Origin of the sequence: Terribacillus saccharophilus (genome assembly GCF_002272745.1) — a bacterium.
Classification (GTDB): domain Bacteria; phylum Bacillota; class Bacilli; order Bacillales; family Amphibacillaceae; genus Terribacillus; species Terribacillus saccharophilus_B.
In genome coordinates, this window is record NZ_NPBD01000007.1 from 135,494 (window position 1) to 151,668 (window position 16,175).

General features: G+C 35.5%; 18 protein-coding genes and 1 riboswitch. Of the genes, 9 read left to right on the forward strand and 9 right to left on the reverse strand.

Going from position 1 to position 16,175, the window contains the following annotated elements; genetic code table 11:
• Nucleotides 1-73 precede the first annotated feature (73 nt).
• Nucleotides 74-856, forward strand: a complete 783-nt coding sequence (locus CHH58_RS07950) for a DUF2268 domain-containing protein (RefSeq protein WP_095262325.1) — start codon at nt 74-76, stop codon at nt 854-856.
• Nucleotides 857-944: 88 nt separating this feature from the next.
• On the opposite strand, the gene CHH58_RS18370 is transcribed toward CHH58_RS07950, so the two are convergent.
• Entirely contained in the window at nt 945-1,238 is a 294-nt protein-coding gene (locus tag CHH58_RS18370) for a hypothetical protein (protein WP_095260199.1), read from the reverse strand.
• Between the two features lie 260 nt (nt 1,239-1,498).
• A riboswitch (glycine riboswitch) is annotated at nt 1,499-1,577 on the forward strand.
• Nucleotides 1,578-1,698: 121 nt separating this feature from the next.
• Here CHH58_RS18370 and CHH58_RS07960 point away from each other — a divergent pair.
• Entirely contained in the window at nt 1,699-3,045 is a 1,347-nt protein-coding gene (locus CHH58_RS07960; protein WP_095262326.1) for an amino acid permease, read from the forward strand.
• A 449-nt stretch (nt 3,046-3,494) separates the two neighbouring features.
• Here CHH58_RS07960 and CHH58_RS07965 read toward each other — a convergent pair whose 3' ends face one another.
• From CHH58_RS07965 to CHH58_RS07985, 5 genes are all read right to left on the reverse strand, one after another.
• Nucleotides 3,495-3,968: an SMI1/KNR4 family protein gene (locus tag CHH58_RS07965; protein ID WP_095262327.1), complete on the reverse strand. Its 474-nt coding sequence runs from the start codon at nt 3,966-3,968 to the stop codon at nt 3,495-3,497.
• A 401-nt stretch (nt 3,969-4,369) separates the two neighbouring features.
• Entirely contained in the window at nt 4,370-4,828 is a 459-nt protein-coding gene (locus CHH58_RS07970) for a DUF600 domain-containing protein (RefSeq protein ID WP_095262328.1), read from the reverse strand.
• Between the two features lie 36 nt (nt 4,829-4,864).
• Nucleotides 4,865-5,122 carry an Imm30 family immunity protein gene (locus tag CHH58_RS07975; protein WP_095262573.1) on the reverse strand — a complete coding sequence of 86 codons (258 nt, stop codon included), beginning with the start codon at nt 5,120-5,122 and terminating at the stop codon, nt 4,865-4,867.
• A 74-nt stretch (nt 5,123-5,196) separates the two neighbouring features.
• Complete coding sequence (locus CHH58_RS07980; protein WP_095262329.1) at nt 5,197-5,607, reverse strand: immunity protein YezG family protein; 411 nt, start codon at nt 5,605-5,607, stop codon at nt 5,197-5,199.
• A 15-nt stretch (nt 5,608-5,622) separates the two neighbouring features.
• Nucleotides 5,623-7,278, reverse strand: a complete 1,656-nt coding sequence (locus tag CHH58_RS07985) for a T7SS effector LXG polymorphic toxin (protein ID WP_170937559.1) — start codon at nt 7,276-7,278, stop codon at nt 5,623-5,625.
• A 253-nt stretch (nt 7,279-7,531) separates the two neighbouring features.
• On the opposite strand from CHH58_RS07985, the gene CHH58_RS07990 reads away from it, so the two are divergent.
• From CHH58_RS07990 to CHH58_RS08000, 4 genes are all read left to right on the forward strand, one after another.
• Nucleotides 7,532-8,215, forward strand: coding sequence for a hypothetical protein (locus CHH58_RS07990; protein ID WP_095232066.1), 684 nt, complete (start codon nt 7,532-7,534; stop codon nt 8,213-8,215).
• A gap of 185 nt (nt 8,216-8,400) precedes the next feature.
• On the forward strand, nt 8,401-8,529 hold the full coding sequence (locus CHH58_RS18755; RefSeq protein ID WP_255220207.1) for a hypothetical protein: 129 nt from the start codon (nt 8,401-8,403) through the stop codon (nt 8,527-8,529).
• A gap of 78 nt (nt 8,530-8,607) precedes the next feature.
• Nucleotides 8,608-9,117 carry a hypothetical protein gene (locus CHH58_RS07995; protein ID WP_095232067.1) on the forward strand — a complete coding sequence of 170 codons (510 nt, stop codon included), beginning with the start codon at nt 8,608-8,610 and terminating at the stop codon, nt 9,115-9,117.
• A gap of 726 nt (nt 9,118-9,843) precedes the next feature.
• Nucleotides 9,844-10,047, forward strand: coding sequence for a helix-turn-helix transcriptional regulator (locus CHH58_RS08000; RefSeq protein WP_095232068.1), 204 nt, complete (start codon nt 9,844-9,846; stop codon nt 10,045-10,047).
• Between the two features lie 15 nt (nt 10,048-10,062).
• Here CHH58_RS08000 and CHH58_RS08005 read toward each other — a convergent pair whose 3' ends face one another.
• The 3 genes from CHH58_RS08005 to CHH58_RS08015 are packed head-to-tail and all read right to left on the reverse strand — an operon-like array spanning nt 10,063 to nt 13,146.
• Nucleotides 10,063-11,277 (reverse strand): ABC transporter permease, encoded by a 1,215-nt coding sequence (locus CHH58_RS08005; protein ID WP_170937560.1) that lies wholly within the window; start codon nt 11,275-11,277, stop codon nt 10,063-10,065.
• Complete coding sequence (locus tag CHH58_RS08010) at nt 11,264-11,959, reverse strand: ABC transporter ATP-binding protein (RefSeq protein ID WP_095232070.1); 696 nt, start codon at nt 11,957-11,959, stop codon at nt 11,264-11,266. Before CHH58_RS08010 ends, CHH58_RS08005 begins: the two co-directional genes overlap by 14 nt.
• 2 nt (nt 11,960-11,961) lie before the next feature.
• Entirely contained in the window at nt 11,962-13,146 is a 1,185-nt protein-coding gene (locus tag CHH58_RS08015) for an efflux RND transporter periplasmic adaptor subunit (RefSeq protein WP_095262332.1), read from the reverse strand.
• A 206-nt stretch (nt 13,147-13,352) separates the two neighbouring features.
• Between CHH58_RS08015 and CHH58_RS08020 the strand changes: the two genes are divergently transcribed.
• The 3 genes from CHH58_RS08020 to CHH58_RS18915 all read left to right on the forward strand — a co-directional run bounded on the left by CHH58_RS08020 (nt 13,353) and on the right by CHH58_RS18915 (nt 15,631).
• Complete coding sequence (locus CHH58_RS08020; protein ID WP_095232072.1) at nt 13,353-13,601, forward strand: hypothetical protein; 249 nt, start codon at nt 13,353-13,355, stop codon at nt 13,599-13,601.
• A gap of 64 nt (nt 13,602-13,665) precedes the next feature.
• Nucleotides 13,666-15,132, forward strand: coding sequence for a hypothetical protein (locus CHH58_RS18375; protein WP_095262333.1), 1,467 nt, complete (start codon nt 13,666-13,668; stop codon nt 15,130-15,132).
• Complete coding sequence (locus tag CHH58_RS18915) at nt 15,107-15,631, forward strand: stage II sporulation protein M (RefSeq protein ID WP_430980837.1); 525 nt, start codon at nt 15,107-15,109, stop codon at nt 15,629-15,631. The genes CHH58_RS18375 and CHH58_RS18915 overlap by 26 nt, the downstream gene beginning before the upstream one ends.
• Nucleotides 15,632-16,175 lie beyond the last annotated feature (544 nt).

The window sequence follows — 16,175 nt, forward strand, 5'->3', positions numbered from 1 at the left end:
TGCTATGAATAGAGAAAAGTTTTGTGCCAATAGCCTTCATGCTGAATAAATTGGTGTTGTTAGGGGGAGGAAAATGAGCGTAATCAAAACGGATAAATGGCTGCTTGAGCATTATGAGGATCCAATAGCATTATGCGAGAAGCTGACAGAGCTTTTTGCTGATGCATCTGCTGATGAAATATATGATTACTTCATACGACATGGCATGTATCGCCCGTTAAAGAAGAAGAGTAAGCAGCTGGATAATAATGTTTGGGAAGTAGTAAAGCAGGATGAGGTTTTTCTGCAAAAGGAGTGGGAAGGTCCGGATATACCTATCTATATATTCCCATCAGATGAGCGTAATAAATGGATTCAAAAGCAATTGGGTGGTAAATCCGGTTTAGCATTCAGGGATAAGCTTTTTTTATTTATATCACCAGATAATACAGAAGACGAGATAAAAGCAATATTTACACATGAGTATAACCATTTATGCCGGCTGAATCGCTTTGATAAAAGTGAAGAAAAGTATACTTTACTGGATACGATTGTATTAGAGGGGATAGCTGAAAATGCTGTTAGGGAGAGATTGGGAGAGGAACTAACTGCAAGCTGGACATCGTTTTATTCTGATAAGAAAATCGAGAAGATGTGGTCTGATTATATTGTTCCGAAGCAGGAGCTTTTGCGCCAGGATTTTGAATATGAAGCCATTCTGTTCGGTCATCGAAAATATCCGAAGATGCTGGGGTATTGTGCTGGCTATTATGTAGTTAAAAGCTATATGGAAAGATATAGCTTATCCAGTAAAGACCTGCTTGTTGTCGATGCTAGTGTTATTACTGGAGATATGGAGTCTAGTGGACATGAATAAAGCCCGGATGCACCAATTCCAGGCTTTTTCATGCTGTCATACCCACTTTTCCGTGGAAATCAAATCTATATGGAAAACTGTTATATAGTTAGATCCAGAATAGAGAGATCAAGGCTATACCTGCGATAGCCCCTAAAGCTACTCCAAAACCAAAGCCAAAGCCACGGCCAAAACTGCGGCCAAAACCGCCGCCATAACCATTTCCATAACCTCCATAACCGAAACCGCCAAAATTTCTAGAGCGGCCCATAGGCTGCAAATAAACACGATCTCGGTCTACACGCTGGATGATTCCTCTATGAACTTTTCCGTCGTGGCAACGGATTTCAACTGCTTTACCGCTATATCTTTGGCATAATGAACGATATTGTCCAACTGACATATCTTCACCTCCATCATTTAAGGATACAGGGTATTATATGCCCTGGATAAAATATCGAAGGGTACATGTATCTTAGGGGTTTAGCGGAATCTTGGTGAACAGCATATAAAATGTTGAAAAGTAGCTGTAAGCGTTCATGACCAGCTGAGATAAAAATTAGATTTGACAAAAAATCTAACAAGGAATAGAATAATGACTATTCAACGGAATCTAAATAACTTAATAATAAAGCTATGAATGCTATGGATCACACTATAGCAGGAGCAGCTTCTGGAGAGACCGCTATTTACGCGGCGCCGAAGGGTTCACAATCTCAGGCAAAAGGACAGAAGAGTATCGGATATGTATTTGTGTTATGCTGCGCGCGCATGACCAATAGTATTTGTTATTCTTGTGATCAAGAGATTGGAGAACATCCAATCTCTTTTTTTATTGGGTTGAATTGAAGGAGGAGCTAGATTTGGCACAACAAGAGTTAAAGAGGGACTTATCCAATAGACATGTGCAGCTGATCGCCATTGGCGGTACGATTGGTACCGGATTATTTTTAGGTTCCGGAAAAGCGATACAGCTGGCAGGACCCTCGATTATCTTTGCTTATTTGATTGTTGGTATAGCACTGTTTTTCGTTATGCGAGCGCTAGGGGAGCTGCTGTTATCGAAGGCAGGCTATCAATCTATTACAGACATTGCCGAAGACTATCTAGGACCTTGGGCATCGTTTGTGACGGGGTGGACGTATTGGTTTTGCTGGATCATGACAGCGATGGCAGACGTTATAGCTGTCGGGGTGTATGTAAACTATTGGTTTGATATCCCGCAATGGATTCCTGCACTTATTTGTGTCGTCGTTTTACTAGGGCTTAATCTATTAACCGTAAAGCTATTCGGAGAATTGGAGTTTTGGTTTGCATTAATTAAGGTAGTGACGATTCTTGCGCTAATTGGAATAGGTATTGTTCTGTTGGTGATCGGATTCCAGACTGATGCAGGAACCGTTTCAGTTACAAATCTGTGGGAGCATGGTGGACTATTTCCGAATGGAATTTCTGGCTTCTTACTCGCCTTCCAGATGGTAGTCTTTGCATATGTCGGAGTGGAACTAATCGGGGTATCGGCTGCCGAAACAGCTAACCCTGCTAAGAACATCCCATCTGCAATAAATAAGATTCCATTACGAATTCTATTTTTCTACGTTGGCGCACTACTCGTTTTACTAATGATAAACCCATGGACAGAGCTGAATGCAGCCGAAAGTCCTTTTGTAAAGACATTTAGTTTAGTTGGCATCCCAATCGCTGCAGGCATCATCAACTTTGTCGTATTAACATCCGCAGCATCGGCAGGGAATAGCGGCATGTTCTCAACAAGTCGGACTTTATATAATCTAAGTAAGCAAGATCAAGGACCATCTCAGCTTGCTAAACTGAACAAAAAGCACGTCCCAGCGAATGCCTTATGGCTATCTGCCATTGTCGTATCAGTAGGGGCACTCTTAAGCAAACTCATACCAGAACAAGCCTTTGGAATTGTCACAAGCATTAGTGCCATCTGTTTTATTTGGGTTTGGAGCATCATTCTTATCTGCCATATTAAATATAAGAAAACACGCCCGGAATTGCAGAAGAAATCAACATTTAAGGCACCATTTACGCCGTTTGTGAACTATGCGGTGCTTGCGTTGTTTGCAGGAGTTCTGGTTATTATGCTGGTTGCTGATGAGACGCGGCCGGCGTTGTTGCTGACTCCGTTGTGGTTTGTTTTGTTGTTTGGGTTGTATTGGGGTAGGCGGAAGAAATTTATCTAGATTTAATTTTAGGAATGCTGATATAGCTGAATTAACCAAACAAGCATTCCTGCTTAAATTTAACGCTCAGATATGACTCTCTGCAAAATCATGTCATACGTTAGTTCTAATTCTGGGAATTGCTTAAGAATAATTCGTAATCCATTACCTTCCCCTCCAAATACTCGTGAAATATTTCTGTAGTTGACAATCAAGAGTTATTTTAGATTGTATAAAGATTATAAAAGTGCTTAGTTGATATTTTATTCACTGTCTGTGTAACATTTAACTCTTAAAACCAAATATTTATGCACAATGAGGGAATTTTCGGGTGTGCAACCTGGTTTCTTAGCTATTTAACCAGATCATATTATTTATGGAATAATAAGAAGAAAGCACTTGTTGTCTATTAGTACAAACAAGTGCTTACTTTTACAATAATGATTAACTTTTTAAATATGGATAAGTAATTATTCCGTTAACATATCTAGAAATGCTTCAAAGCTAACATTTATAAAATATGTCACAGGATTCAATTCCGATGACTCTTCATGGTTCCAAACTTTTACAGTTGGCTGTTCAGGGTTGTCTCGATAGTCTAAACAAACAAAGTCACCTGCAAAAAGAGCAGCAATTGGTAATAACTCAGTCCCAACTAGATCTTCGTCGAAAATTATTCTTTCATCTAATTGAGTTCTAACTACTCCTATATCGTAGAACTCATCGTCATTTGCCCCTGTTACTTTTAGGATGCACAGAAACCTATCAATAGCATAATTATGGTTATTACATTTAAAACTATCCTTTATAGGTGTACCACCATTATATTTTTTAATGAAATCTTTGTAGTTGTTTGGTAATTTAATTCTCCATTTGCTTTCTTTTTCAGAAAGCAAAGAATCGTCCGGTAAGGGGTGAATTATTGTTTCATCCTTGAAGTCCAAATTTAGGCCTCCACAATTATTATTTTCTATTTAGTCTCGTTATAATGAAGGGGGATCTAGCCGATTGTAAGCTTATTATCTCAAATTGTATCTAAGTTTTGCCGTGCTAAATCAGAGCAACAGCTAGTTTAACTTAGTTTTGCTTACTAAGACCTTGTGTATCTAACAGCGGGAGACTCTTGTATATGATAGAGATGTATTGAAGCATAACTAATTATGATTAAAGTATCATTTAATTTAGTGAATGTTCAAGAATAGTTACAATATTTTATGAAAAATCAAACTGAAAAGGAGCCCTTTGTATTAGAACTCCTATCTGGCATTGTCTATTCTGGTTGGTTACTAGTTCCAATACTTATCTTCTGAAAAGCTTAAAAACAGTGTGGAGTTGGCTGCATGGACTAACTGTTTTTCTTAATCTCTTCAAACCACGTATCAAAGCGTTCTTCAGGTAACAAATCATCTGCTTCTGAAAATGATTGATCGTAATTATATTTTGCTGTAAGGCTATTGTCTTTAACATTATAGTGCAACCTTATCTCAGCTGGCATATCTCTTCCATGTTCTTTGCATTTTTGGTATATTTCCTCCAAATTCTTGATGCCAATATCTAAAACAGCTTCCTGTCTATTGTCCGATGTATCATAAAGATACCCTTTTTTACTAGATGTAACTGCTTCATTAAGCTCATTCTTTAATACCACAGAGCCATCAATCTTATAAAACACATCAAATGTGAAAATTTCTGGCTCAAATGAGCAGTACATATAAATATCCTCTGCTTGGTTGTTAACATATTCAAGGCAGATTGCTACAATATCTGCTTGTAACTTAGAAAGGTGATCCTCAAAAACCTTCATAAGGAAGCTTTCCTAAGATGTTGTTTAATGTTCTTTTCATTCAATATCAACTCCTCTAGAGTCCTCTTTTGGGTGTATGATTGTTCGGAAATTGCGCTCAATTGCATGAATCAAACCAAACATTACTTCATCATTCTCAGTTTCATCATCAAATCCTTGGCATAGAAGAGGAATGTTGTTTCCGTCTTTCATTTTTAATATATTTTTTATAGCCTTTTCGAATTTCTCTACTTCTTGATCATCTCGTAATAGACGATTATCCTTTAGATTTTGCAGTTCGACTAAGATATCCAAATTAAGCTTCTCTAACTTTTCATCTATTATTATTAAAGAAACAGCCCTCTGTATATACAAGGGCTGTTAACTTTTCATTTTATATATTCGGTTTCCCATTTTTCCTGTTTTTCAACAGGGCTAATCTCAGAAAGGTCATCATATCCGTAATTTATTTTCATTTTTCCATTGCTATCTAAGATGTAAGTCAAGTGACTCCACGATTCTTGTTCTTGTTTTGAAAATTCTAGCCATAAGTTTGTGAAGCATGTATATAATTCATTTTCTAATCGATCAAAGTCATCTTCTTCTATGTTAAATATATCTATTATATCAAGGCTATAAATTGGTTTAGATTTATTTTCAGGATAGTAATAGAAAAATACTTTTTTATATCCTTCTCTGTACTCAGCATATAAATATATTTTATCCCATTCTTCAGGTATCATATCAACTAAAGTGTTTGCAATTTGTTGGTACATCAATTCCATGTTTTTTGTTTCCAATTTTATTTACCTCCCTTAATAATTGGTTAATCTCTCCGAATATTTCTTCCCCTCTATTGAGTAGTTTATCTTAAATTCAGTTGGTCGGGCAGAAGTTCCTTCGAATAATGGTTTAATTTTAACTTTTACCTCTTTACCTTCTGTTAATGCTTTTTTCCAAGCATTTTCAAGGGCTTTATAATCTCCTCTGTTTAATTTAGAGTCCATAGGAACTAAATTATCAATATTCCCTGATCCTTTAAAAATACTTGCAATTAAATGGCCTCCGTCATCCTTAGGTTTTCTATCCTCTTTTGCGACATTTCTTTGGGCATAATTATTACGTTTTGCTTTACCTAATGTAAGATTAGCTTCTACATCTTTTATTCTCCCATTGCCGTCAGTTTGATATTTATACCCCTCTTTGTTTGTGTATTCAATATCAGGTTTTAAGGCCTTTTTTCCATTCACTCTTGTAAATTGATCTCCATATTCAACTTTCGTAATAGCTTTAGAAGAGCTATTAAAGTTAATGTATTTTGATTCTTTTTTAACAGCAGACTTACTATCTATTATCTTATTAAGAGATTTTATACCATCAGAAACAAATCCGCTGCCCTTATCAATTATCTTCACTGGTTTACCTACAGGGAGAAACATAGCTAACGCAAATGCTTTTTCCCCATTAGTCGCCTCCGGATTCAAAACAGTAGCAAGATCCTCCGTAAAGAAATTCCATACTCCACCTACAGCGCCATACACAAACTCTTCTGTATCTGAAAGCGGTTTGGAACGTGGTTCTGGAATCTTATCAACAAATTCATATGACTCACCAGTATCATGCATGTAATGACGTATGATTCGTCCATCTTTCAGCGTGTGATAAGTACCATCCCACTCGTAATATTCATCTATCACATTCTTTTCGTTCGTAATATATGGATAAAGCTTGTTAAATTCCTCAGCAGTTATCTCCGCAGACTCACCAGTCGCAAGAGCATTCCTGCCTTTAGCCATCAGTTTAAATTCATTATGATAAGAGAAAAACTCACTGTTAAATTGAGTTATATTGAAATTTTCTACACTAATATTGTTCTTATCAATCGCATTCCTCAGCTTCGACATATACGTCTTCATCTGCTGCATATCATCCTCGGACTTATCCAGCTTGCTGGTAGCATTCGAGTCCATCTCGTACATATTATCAACTGTTTTAGTGATTCTCTTTTTCGCATCGGCAATGGAATCAAGGAATACGTCATCTTTTACATGTGATACGGATGCTAGATCACTGACACTATTAAGCTGCTGATTAATTGCGTCAGTTGTAGCAGATAGACTATCCTGTGCTTTCTGCATTTTATTGATCAGTTCGCCTTCTAAAAACTCCTGGCGGATGAACCCATTTTCATTCGGTTCGAAGGAGAGGACTTGATCACTGACGGAGCTTAGTGCCTGTTCATATTGTACCAAAAAGCTTTCCATGAATTCGAGGAAGGGCTTGTGTGCTTCTTCATAGAAGGAGCGAATGGAATCGGCAGTGTTGCCTGAAAATCCATCATGTAAAGTTGTGATGCCGTTTAGGGCTTGCTTGACTTGTTCCACGTTTTCTTTCGTTTTACTGATAAAATCTTTCGTACTGTCAACTTGCTGCTGAATGTCTCGAACATCTAGATTTTTAATGTTGTTCACCACCTGATTTTTCCGTTAGCTATTGTCCTAGTTTGATTATAATAAAGGAAAATTTTGGTGTAAGGGGAAATGAGAAAAACACATCGAATTTACTGGTAATAAACGACTGCATATAAGAAAAACAAGGCGAAAGTCTTATTTGAATAGTGTGAATTTAAGAAAAGGGGAAGGGTGGTTAATAGATTTCAAAATTATGTTCATAGACATTTCTATAAGGCTATTGGTAGAATGATTCAAATAAATGAGGGGTGGGATGGATTTGAAAAGGAAGTTAGGATGTTTACACGCGCATTATTCAAATATTGATTATATGGAAAATGCACTAGCTGCTTATGACGTTGAATTAATCCATTTTGTTGATCCTGCTTTAATGCATCGAGTCACATTCGATGATAATTTCAAATCAATGGACGCTCAAATTAAAGTGAAAGAGCAATTGGAATGGATTGCCCAATGTAATGTCGATGGTATTCTCATTACATGTACAAACTATATTGCACTCTTACAGGAAGAACAGCTATCAATATCAGTACCAATATTCAAAATTGATGAACCCTATTTTGAAATCATTAGTAATGTAAAACATCCTCAGATGATCCTTTTTACTAATCCCGCTACTGTGAATGGTACGATGGAACGTCTCAATCGCTATGCTGAACATCGTCAAAAAACATTAGATATTGATGTAATTGTTCTAAACGATACTTTTAAGTTGATAATGCAGGGTTTGAAACAGGAATATGATAGAGAGATTTCCGAGTTTATCAGCACGATTATTAAGGAAGGTAAGGTCATCTCTGTTGCCCAATTATCTATGGTGGATGCTGCCAAGGAAGTTGAGAATAAGACTTCTAGTCCTATTATTAATCCATTGGATACATTAATTACTTCCTTAGTTAGTCAGCTGAAATTACGGAAAATGACGCTCGGCATTTAAGAGATAAAAGGAAGCAATTTAGAATCAGGTTAGTGCATAAATTGAAGATTGCTGAAGCAAGTGTATGGAGGAAGTACAAAACCAAAGGCAGTCAAGATGATAAGGATGAGACTTCGTATAATAAGGAAAGGTGGGAGACCTGATGGCGGCCGTTTTACTCCGGGCAATTGCTGGCGGTGTTGTAGTTGCAATGCTACTTGTATGATCAATTCCTACTGGAGAATCAAGCTCCTGCAGCAGGCGTAGCCCTTGGAACACTTGCTAGTTTCTTTGGTATAAGCTTAGATGAAGATGATAATGAAACTGATGCATAATATAACTCCCCCCAATGTGCTTGATCGGGGGTTATGTTATGTTTGCACTATACAACAATCATTTAGGAGGAGTTATTTTTGAAATTCGAATATGATTTGGATATGGGGGATTATAGAAACTATTTAGAGCACTATTACCAGAACTCTACCGATTTTAAAAAGACATATCGTAATAGATTGGGGATGGGAATTGTTTCTTTATTGGTGCTGAACTGGTTTCTCTATCAAAGCGTTCCAGAGACAATTGTCATAGTCATTGGATTAGTATCTTTATTAATATATATTCTTAGTTTAAAGAAACTTTTTCTTTATTTCACAATAGAAAAAGATTTGAAGAAAGTGCAGAGTCAGATGTTTACAGGACATTATGTTGCAGAAATCTTAGACGAAAAGATTAAGATCCAAAATTACGAACACGTACATAATAAAGACGAGATTGAATGGGAAAAGATATCCACTATAGGAGAGAACGATTGGTATTATTTCCTCTATCATGAAAAGAGAGTTTCAATATTACCAATAACTCGTATGCCTGAAGATGCTCAACAATTCATAGAACGCCAGTTAAGAACTAAAAGTCAGAATTAATTCTCTCACATACATATATAAGAGGTCTAACATAATAGTGTAGCTAAGATACATTTGTATTATAAGAAGATACACGTTTGTAGTACGTTCCTAATAGAAAACATAATAAAGAGCACTTACCAAAATGTAAGTGCTCTTTATTATGTTTTTGTAAGGTTGACCTCTTTTTAGGACTTCTCTCTGTTGTTCACCTTTATTGTGACGTAATTATTCTTATACCAAGCAATGAGAGATGATGGATTATGCAACGGCAGCAGTTGCAGTAGGCTACGCAACATTACAATCAGGAGGATTAGCATTACCTGTTTACTCGATGCTCCTTCTTAATAGTGGTGTTATACAAACTCCACAAGTTGCATAGATACTCAATCTTTTATGAAGGAGTGTGATAATATGGAAAAGCTAATTACACTCATAAAGGCCTTAGGAGGACTTTTGACTGCTAGTGCATTGTTTTTGACTGCATTGAAATCTTTCCTCTCTCTCTTCATTTAACCTACAACAAATTAAAGAAGAAAATATCTTTTTTTAATTCTCCGCTAAAAGTTAAAGGAAGCCTGGATACTTATGTGCCAGGCTTTTTTATACCAGAAGTGTATGGAATACTTTAATTTATGCTATGTTGTAAATAGGTACAATCTTAATCGTCTTAGATTATTGGTCTTCTTTTAATAATAGGTTAGTATTTAAGTTACATATCGTAAACGAGTAAGAGGGAGGCACAAAATGGGTGTAGAGAACCATGTAAGAAAACTGAGACAAGAAAGAAAGATAACACAGGTACAGATGGCAGCTGATTTATCGACAAGTAGACAAACCATCATAGCAATAGAAAACAATAAGTATAATCCGAGCTTAGAAATGGCTTTGAGGATAAGTGATTACTTTGAATTACCTCTCCAAAAGATCTTCTATCTAAAAGATTCTTAGATTAATCCTAATTAATCATTCTCTTCTTAAAGCTTCAACAGGAACCAGCTTTGCAGCTTTATTTGCTGGCAATATCCCACATAAGATTCCAAATAAGACTAAAAACATAACAGCTATTACAATCAGCCAAGGAGATATAAGTATAGCCCAGTTAAAAACCATCGATAAGATTGTTATCATAGAGTAAGCTAAGATAATACCCAATACTCCTCCGATTAACGTTAGCATAGAAGATTCAACTAAGAATTGGAACATGATAACTCTCCGAGTTGCTCCTAGTGCCTTACGTATACCAATTTCATTCGTACGTTCAGTAACAGTCACTAACATGATGTTCATAACACCTATTCCTGCAACTAATAGAGATATACTGGCTATCCCACCTATTAAAAAGGTCATCGTTGTTGTGAGTCCTGTTATTCCTTTTTGTAGTTCTTCGAGATCCAGTACTTCAAACTGGCCTGTGTATTCTTCTCCCAAGTTTCTATTTAATACTTCTGTAGCAGCTGTGCCAGCTTTTTCTATAGTTTCTGTATCATAGGCCTCAACTTCAATATTATCAATAGTTGAGCTCTTATAAACATTTTGATATAGATTTAATGGCAATATAGCTTGGTTGGTATTTAACACTATTTCATCATCGGGGTTTTTATAGATACCTTTAACTTTCATCGGATAACCTGAAATATCTATAATATCGCCAATAACTTCTCCATCAGGGAAGTAACGATCTGCGAAATCCTCTGATATCAGAATAGAACTACCAATATTATTAAAATCATATGAGGTAAGATTTTTCCCCTCTATAATAGAATATTCATTAGTGGAATGCGTATCTTCTTCCAATCCAAGTATTTCTACGTCTATTGTGTCATTTTTAAAGTCATGAAGAGTAGCGGTTGTGGAGTTAGATAAAATAAGTGTCTTTATATCATCACTTCTTCTTAATTCTGTAATATCTTGTTCTGTTATAGTAGGGGACATTTCATAATCAATTTCTGAGGCATTATAATCCTCTTGCCTCGGCACAGGATTATAATTAATGGTAATAATGTTCTCTCCTGAATTCAGAAATTGTTTTGTCAATGAATTCTCAGCTATCTGACCTAAACCAATAATCACTGTAGTAGCACTTACTCCAATAATTAGTCCAAGCACTGTAAGAACGGACCTAAGCTTGTGTCCAATGATAGATTTAAATGCTATTCTTACGATCTCAAGAGGATTCATGAGAGTATTCCTTCTTTCCATCCGAGAGTAATATACCGTCGCTAACTACTATTTCTCTGTTAGTAGATGAAGCTATTGATCTCTCATGCGTAACTATTATTGTTGTAAGGCCCTCATCATTCAGTTCTTTAAATATATCCATAACTTCCGTACTTGTCTTTGTATCTAAAGCTCCGGTCGGTTCATCAGCTATTAAAATCTTTGGTTTGTTAGCAAGCGCACGTGCTATGGCCACTCTCTGTTTTTGACCACCCGACAGTTGAGAAGGGCGATAGTCTGTTCTGTCTCTTAAACCGAGTCTCTCAAGTAACTCAATTGACATTTGCCTACGCTTTCTTTTCGGAATGCCTTTGTATATTAGGGGTATTTCCACATTCTCCATGGCAGTCAAGCGAGGGAGGAGATGGAAGTTTTGAAATACAAATCCTATCACTTGGTTCCTTATTTGGGCTAATTGTTTCTCATTCTTATCTTTTACAGACTGATTATCTAATATATATTCTCCTGAAGATTGACTATCTAAGCATCCTATAATCTGCATCAATGTGGTTTTGCCTGATCCCGAAGCACCTGTAATAGCAACAAATTCACCTTTGTCTATCGTCAAGTTTATGTTATCTAAGACTCTTGTTGATTGTATGCCTTGAGTGAATTCTTTAGAGAGGTTTTTAAGTTTAATCATACTTATTCAACCTCCATTCCTTCACTGAATTCAGTACTTGCTTCTTCTACGATTACATCCCCAATCTTTACATCACCATGAACTTCTATAAATTCTCCATTGGCCATCCCTGTGGTCACATTTACTTTTTCTAGCCGATTATCCTTTAATGCTAATATGTAGTTCTTATCATCTATAGTGTTATATAAGGCTGAATCAGGTATAAACAGACCTTCTTGCTCATCTAAAGTTATTTCGATAGATACATGAAAACCTAACATTAAATTATCTTGAGAGTCTAGTTTACCTGTGAAGGAGAAAGTAGATAAATTATTTGTATTTGTATTATCTTCTTGGACTTCTATATTTTCATTTAAGGTTTCTGGTTTATCACTAATAGTGGTTATTTCGCCTTCCCAGGACTGATCTGGTGCTGCCTTAGCAGTCACTTTATACCGCATTCCTTCTTTAATCTGAGGACGTTGAAGCTCCGTGGCACTTCCTTCAATTACAAATGATGTATCCTTCATGATACTGATTAATGGTTCACTATTTCCTTCTAAAGCGCTTAGGGGGTTCTCATTTAATTCAGTCACTTTACCATCATCTTTACTGTAAACATTAAGATTCTCTATCTTTTCAATAGTACTATCCTTAGAATTATTAAGACTCTTTAAATCATTATCTTTTAGGTTAATTTGATGTTGTATATCCTCTAACTCATTCTTAACAAGATTTTTTTCTTCCGATTCTTGATCTTTCTCATCTGATTCTTCTTTTGATTCTTCCTCTGTTTCTCGTTCTATTTTTTCATATTGCACATTAAGTTCATCTTTCTTGTTTAGTAACTCATTGTATTCTAAATTCATTTTTTCAATTTGAAGCTCAATACTATTCACTTCACTCTGTAATTCTGGACTTTCGTAGGAGTAGAGTAATTGTCCTTTCTTCACATCATCATCTAAGTTCACGTTGAATGTAACTTTATTGGATATTGTGGAATCGAGGTAGTAATGCTCCTTGTGATTCTCTTTTACCACACCTGGGACTAACATGGTTTTCTTTAGTTTTTTACTCTCAACTTTGTAATACGGTATATCAGCAGCTGAACTCGAAGCTCTATCATTTGAGAATACAGTTAAAGATACAACGAGAAGCGAGATGATCAAACAAAATGGTACAGCTATCATTAAGATTCTCTTTTTCAACAAAATCCCCCCTTAAAGTAATTATGTCAAACCTAAATAATTTGCCTTAAAATGTCAATACGGGGATTTGTAACCATTATCTTGGTACCGTGATAAATGTATGATTTTAACAAATATTCAGATAAGTGGTTGACGGTCCACTTGTATATACCTTACCGTGTAGTTGTAGCTGCTACAAAAAATTCCCAGTAAGGAGGTGTATACATATGTTCGAAAAACTTAGTGTAAACTGGCTAATTATTGCAACATTTGGCGTATCCTCTGCAACAGCGGCAACAATTTCAGCTATTATTGTTAAGATGGTTGGTGGTGGTTTAACTTGGTCTAGAGCGATCGCTTTGATTGCTGCTACAGGAGTAGGTGCTATTGTTGTAGCCGGCATCGCAGCAGTTGGTTTTGCATGGCTCTCAAGTTATATCAATAAGAATGGTGAATCTGGGTTAACCCAGTGGTAACACTGGTAACAAAAACAAAGGCAACAGCTTAGCTTGTTGCCTTTGTCTTTTTAAGGAGATAAAGATGCCAATAAGACATAGACTTGAACTTTATAAACTAGAGTTAAGTGCCTTTTGGAGAGAATACAGTGTCATAGCAAAAATGAATTTATTTATCTATGTAGTCTTTTGTCTTACTATGTATTTTGCAATATATGTCGCAACAGTTTTCAATGTCGATACTTACATAATCCTAAATATATACTTGGTTCTCCTTGTACTGAATTTCTGGGGGAGAAAACACGAAATTAAATCCAATATGCTTAAAAGTGATAAAACTTTGAGCCTTTACACCACCCCCATAGATCCAATAAATATAATCAAGCAAAAAACACTTAAATTTAAACTCGCATTTATACTAGATAGCACTATAATGATAGCGCCTTTCTTACTTAGCTTACTATTTGCTGGAATTAACCCACTAGATATCCTTTCATACACAGTACTAGGCATAGCCATAGGTACAGTCGTAGCAACTATAAAAGAATTAAGCCTCATTTCCAACAAAAGAATCCAAAATAGCAATACCTCTATGATAAAAGGACTTTTAATCGGTGCAATACTTGGATTATTGGTTGTCCAAATCGAATTTATAATCCGGACTAGGGATAGTAGTATATTCAATTATTACCGAGACATATTTTCTTTTGATTTCTCGGCATTCTGGCTAGTGGCTCTTATTTTCCACATACCCATAACTATATTCAAGGATTATATGTACGTAACCAATTTTCGAAAGGAAATCAAGTCGACTCAGATTAATAATCAAAGAAAATCTGGTTATATATCAAATGAGTTTACTAAGCAGATCCGAATCTCAAACAGAGAAGGAAACTTCAATATCAAATTACTTAAAACCATCTCTATGTATGTTGGCTTCGTTATAACATTTTTCCTTGCGACCAGATACTTTAACACCTCATTCTTCTTAAGAGACGACACCTTATTTATGCTATGTATCGTTTTATTTAGCAGAAACGCAAAGATATTCTTCAATGCACGCCCGGTCTATAATGATGGGATCAATATACACAGTTATGTGTTTGCTAAGTATAATATGCGTCGTATCTTGTTCAGCAGAAGCTTAATAAATATCGTCACTGCTATCCTTACAAGTCTTCTTTTAATTGTTCCTATCTATGTTATATCCGGACTCTCGTTAAGCTTTTTGTTCATTTACCTAATGATAGGAACTCTGTTCGCAATAGCTATAACTTTAATGCAAGAGTTCTACGTATCCTTTAAGAGCCTGTATTTCACCACAATCGAACATGAGAATAAGGGATCAATGATAAAACGGGTAATATGGGAAGCAATTTTAATTATGATTCTGCTTTATGGATTTGTGTTTTCTAAGATAGTGAGTCCTAATAGTTTGACGGTCTACTTAACTTCATTATGTGTACTGTTAAGCCTTACGGCAATCTTATTTGCTTTCAAAATCTGGAGAGGGAACAATGAATTCTATGGTGAACTTAAAGAGTATTATTAGAGATCCATTTTACTTAAGCATAATTGTGACGACAGTTGTATTTACTTTAATTCTTATTTTTGGATACCGTTCAAATCTTAACAATATAGAAAGTGCAGATTATGAAATAACATTCTTAACATTAGTTTTGCACAATAGTCTTTTGAGCCTTCTAAACATAGTAGGTTTGCTTACCTTTGGTTTACTGAATATCTATACGCTTTTCTTGAATGCCTTTGAATTAGGTAACATCTTAAATTATTCAGTAAATACAAATGGACTTAACCAAACTTTAGGAGCATTTATACCTCATGCAATTTTTGAACTTCCTTCAATGATAATTAGCTTATCACTAGGGTTCGTACCAATATGTTTTATCATTCTAAAATCCATGGATCTTATTTCGTCTAAATACAGCATTAAGATGTTTATAAAACGATTGGTCATCTTTACATGTATCGTGCTTACGTTAAATATCTTAGCTGCTGTAGTTGAAAGTACTTTATCTTTACATCTATAGGGAGGGGACGTTTATGTCAGTCCAAAGACTTACCAAGATAGCTGGAAATCAATTGTTTTTGATGATGTTGATCTTACTCACATTATTTGTCTATACTGCATCTTTTCTGGAGCATAGTTCCATAATTAAGGAGCTTACTTCACTATATACATCTGAATCTGATTCGTCCGTCATTTCTGTAATGGAGATATTAACAGGCATGGAGTTCCATATAATAACTCGGTTTGTATCAGTTTTCTTCACGTTATACATATTCTCTTTCGGTCTCTGGTTAATTAGTAAATTAGATGAAATCATATTTAACGTTGAAAAGGAGTTAAAACTTAAACACTTCATTAAAGCTTATCTATACAGTCTTTACGTAGTTATTTTTGATTTACTCTTTCAGACTGTTTATATGGAGATAACAGGTAATGAAATTCCACTAGCAGTTCTACCGTATTATATGGCCTTCATCTTCTCATGTCAGTTATTAATCGTTTTATATCTAGTTGGATTTAAGAAACACAAGCTTTATATAACAACGTCTGTTTCTTTCCTTATT

What these genes read in the sequence shown, in the direction of transcription:
- CHH58_RS07990 (WP_095232066.1), top strand. Translation starts at nt 7,532, where the DNA reads ATGGATTTGAAAAGGAAGTTAGGATGTTTACACGCGCATTATTCAAAT.
- CHH58_RS08010 (WP_095232070.1), bottom strand. Translation starts at nt 11,959, where the DNA reads ATGATTAAACTTAAAAACCTCTCTAAAGAATTCACTCAAGGCATACAA.
- CHH58_RS08020 (WP_095232072.1), top strand. Translation starts at nt 13,353, where the DNA reads ATGTTCGAAAAACTTAGTGTAAACTGGCTAATTATTGCAACATTTGGC.
- CHH58_RS18370 (WP_095260199.1), bottom strand. Translation starts at nt 1,238, where the DNA reads ATGTCAGTTGGACAATATCGTTCATTATGCCAAAGATATAGCGGTAAA.
- CHH58_RS18375 (WP_095262333.1), top strand. Translation starts at nt 13,666, where the DNA reads ATGCCAATAAGACATAGACTTGAACTTTATAAACTAGAGTTAAGTGCC.
- CHH58_RS07950 (WP_095262325.1), top strand. Translation starts at nt 74, where the DNA reads ATGAGCGTAATCAAAACGGATAAATGGCTGCTTGAGCATTATGAGGAT.
- CHH58_RS08005 (WP_170937560.1), bottom strand. Translation starts at nt 11,277, where the DNA reads ATGAATCCTCTTGAGATCGTAAGAATAGCATTTAAATCTATCATTGGA.
- CHH58_RS18915 (WP_430980837.1), top strand. Translation starts at nt 15,107, where the DNA reads ATGGTGAACTTAAAGAGTATTATTAGAGATCCATTTTACTTAAGCATA.
- CHH58_RS08000 (WP_095232068.1), top strand. Translation starts at nt 9,844, where the DNA reads ATGGGTGTAGAGAACCATGTAAGAAAACTGAGACAAGAAAGAAAGATA.
- CHH58_RS07970 (WP_095262328.1), bottom strand. Translation starts at nt 4,828, where the DNA reads ATGAAGGTTTTTGAGGATCACCTTTCTAAGTTACAAGCAGATATTGTA.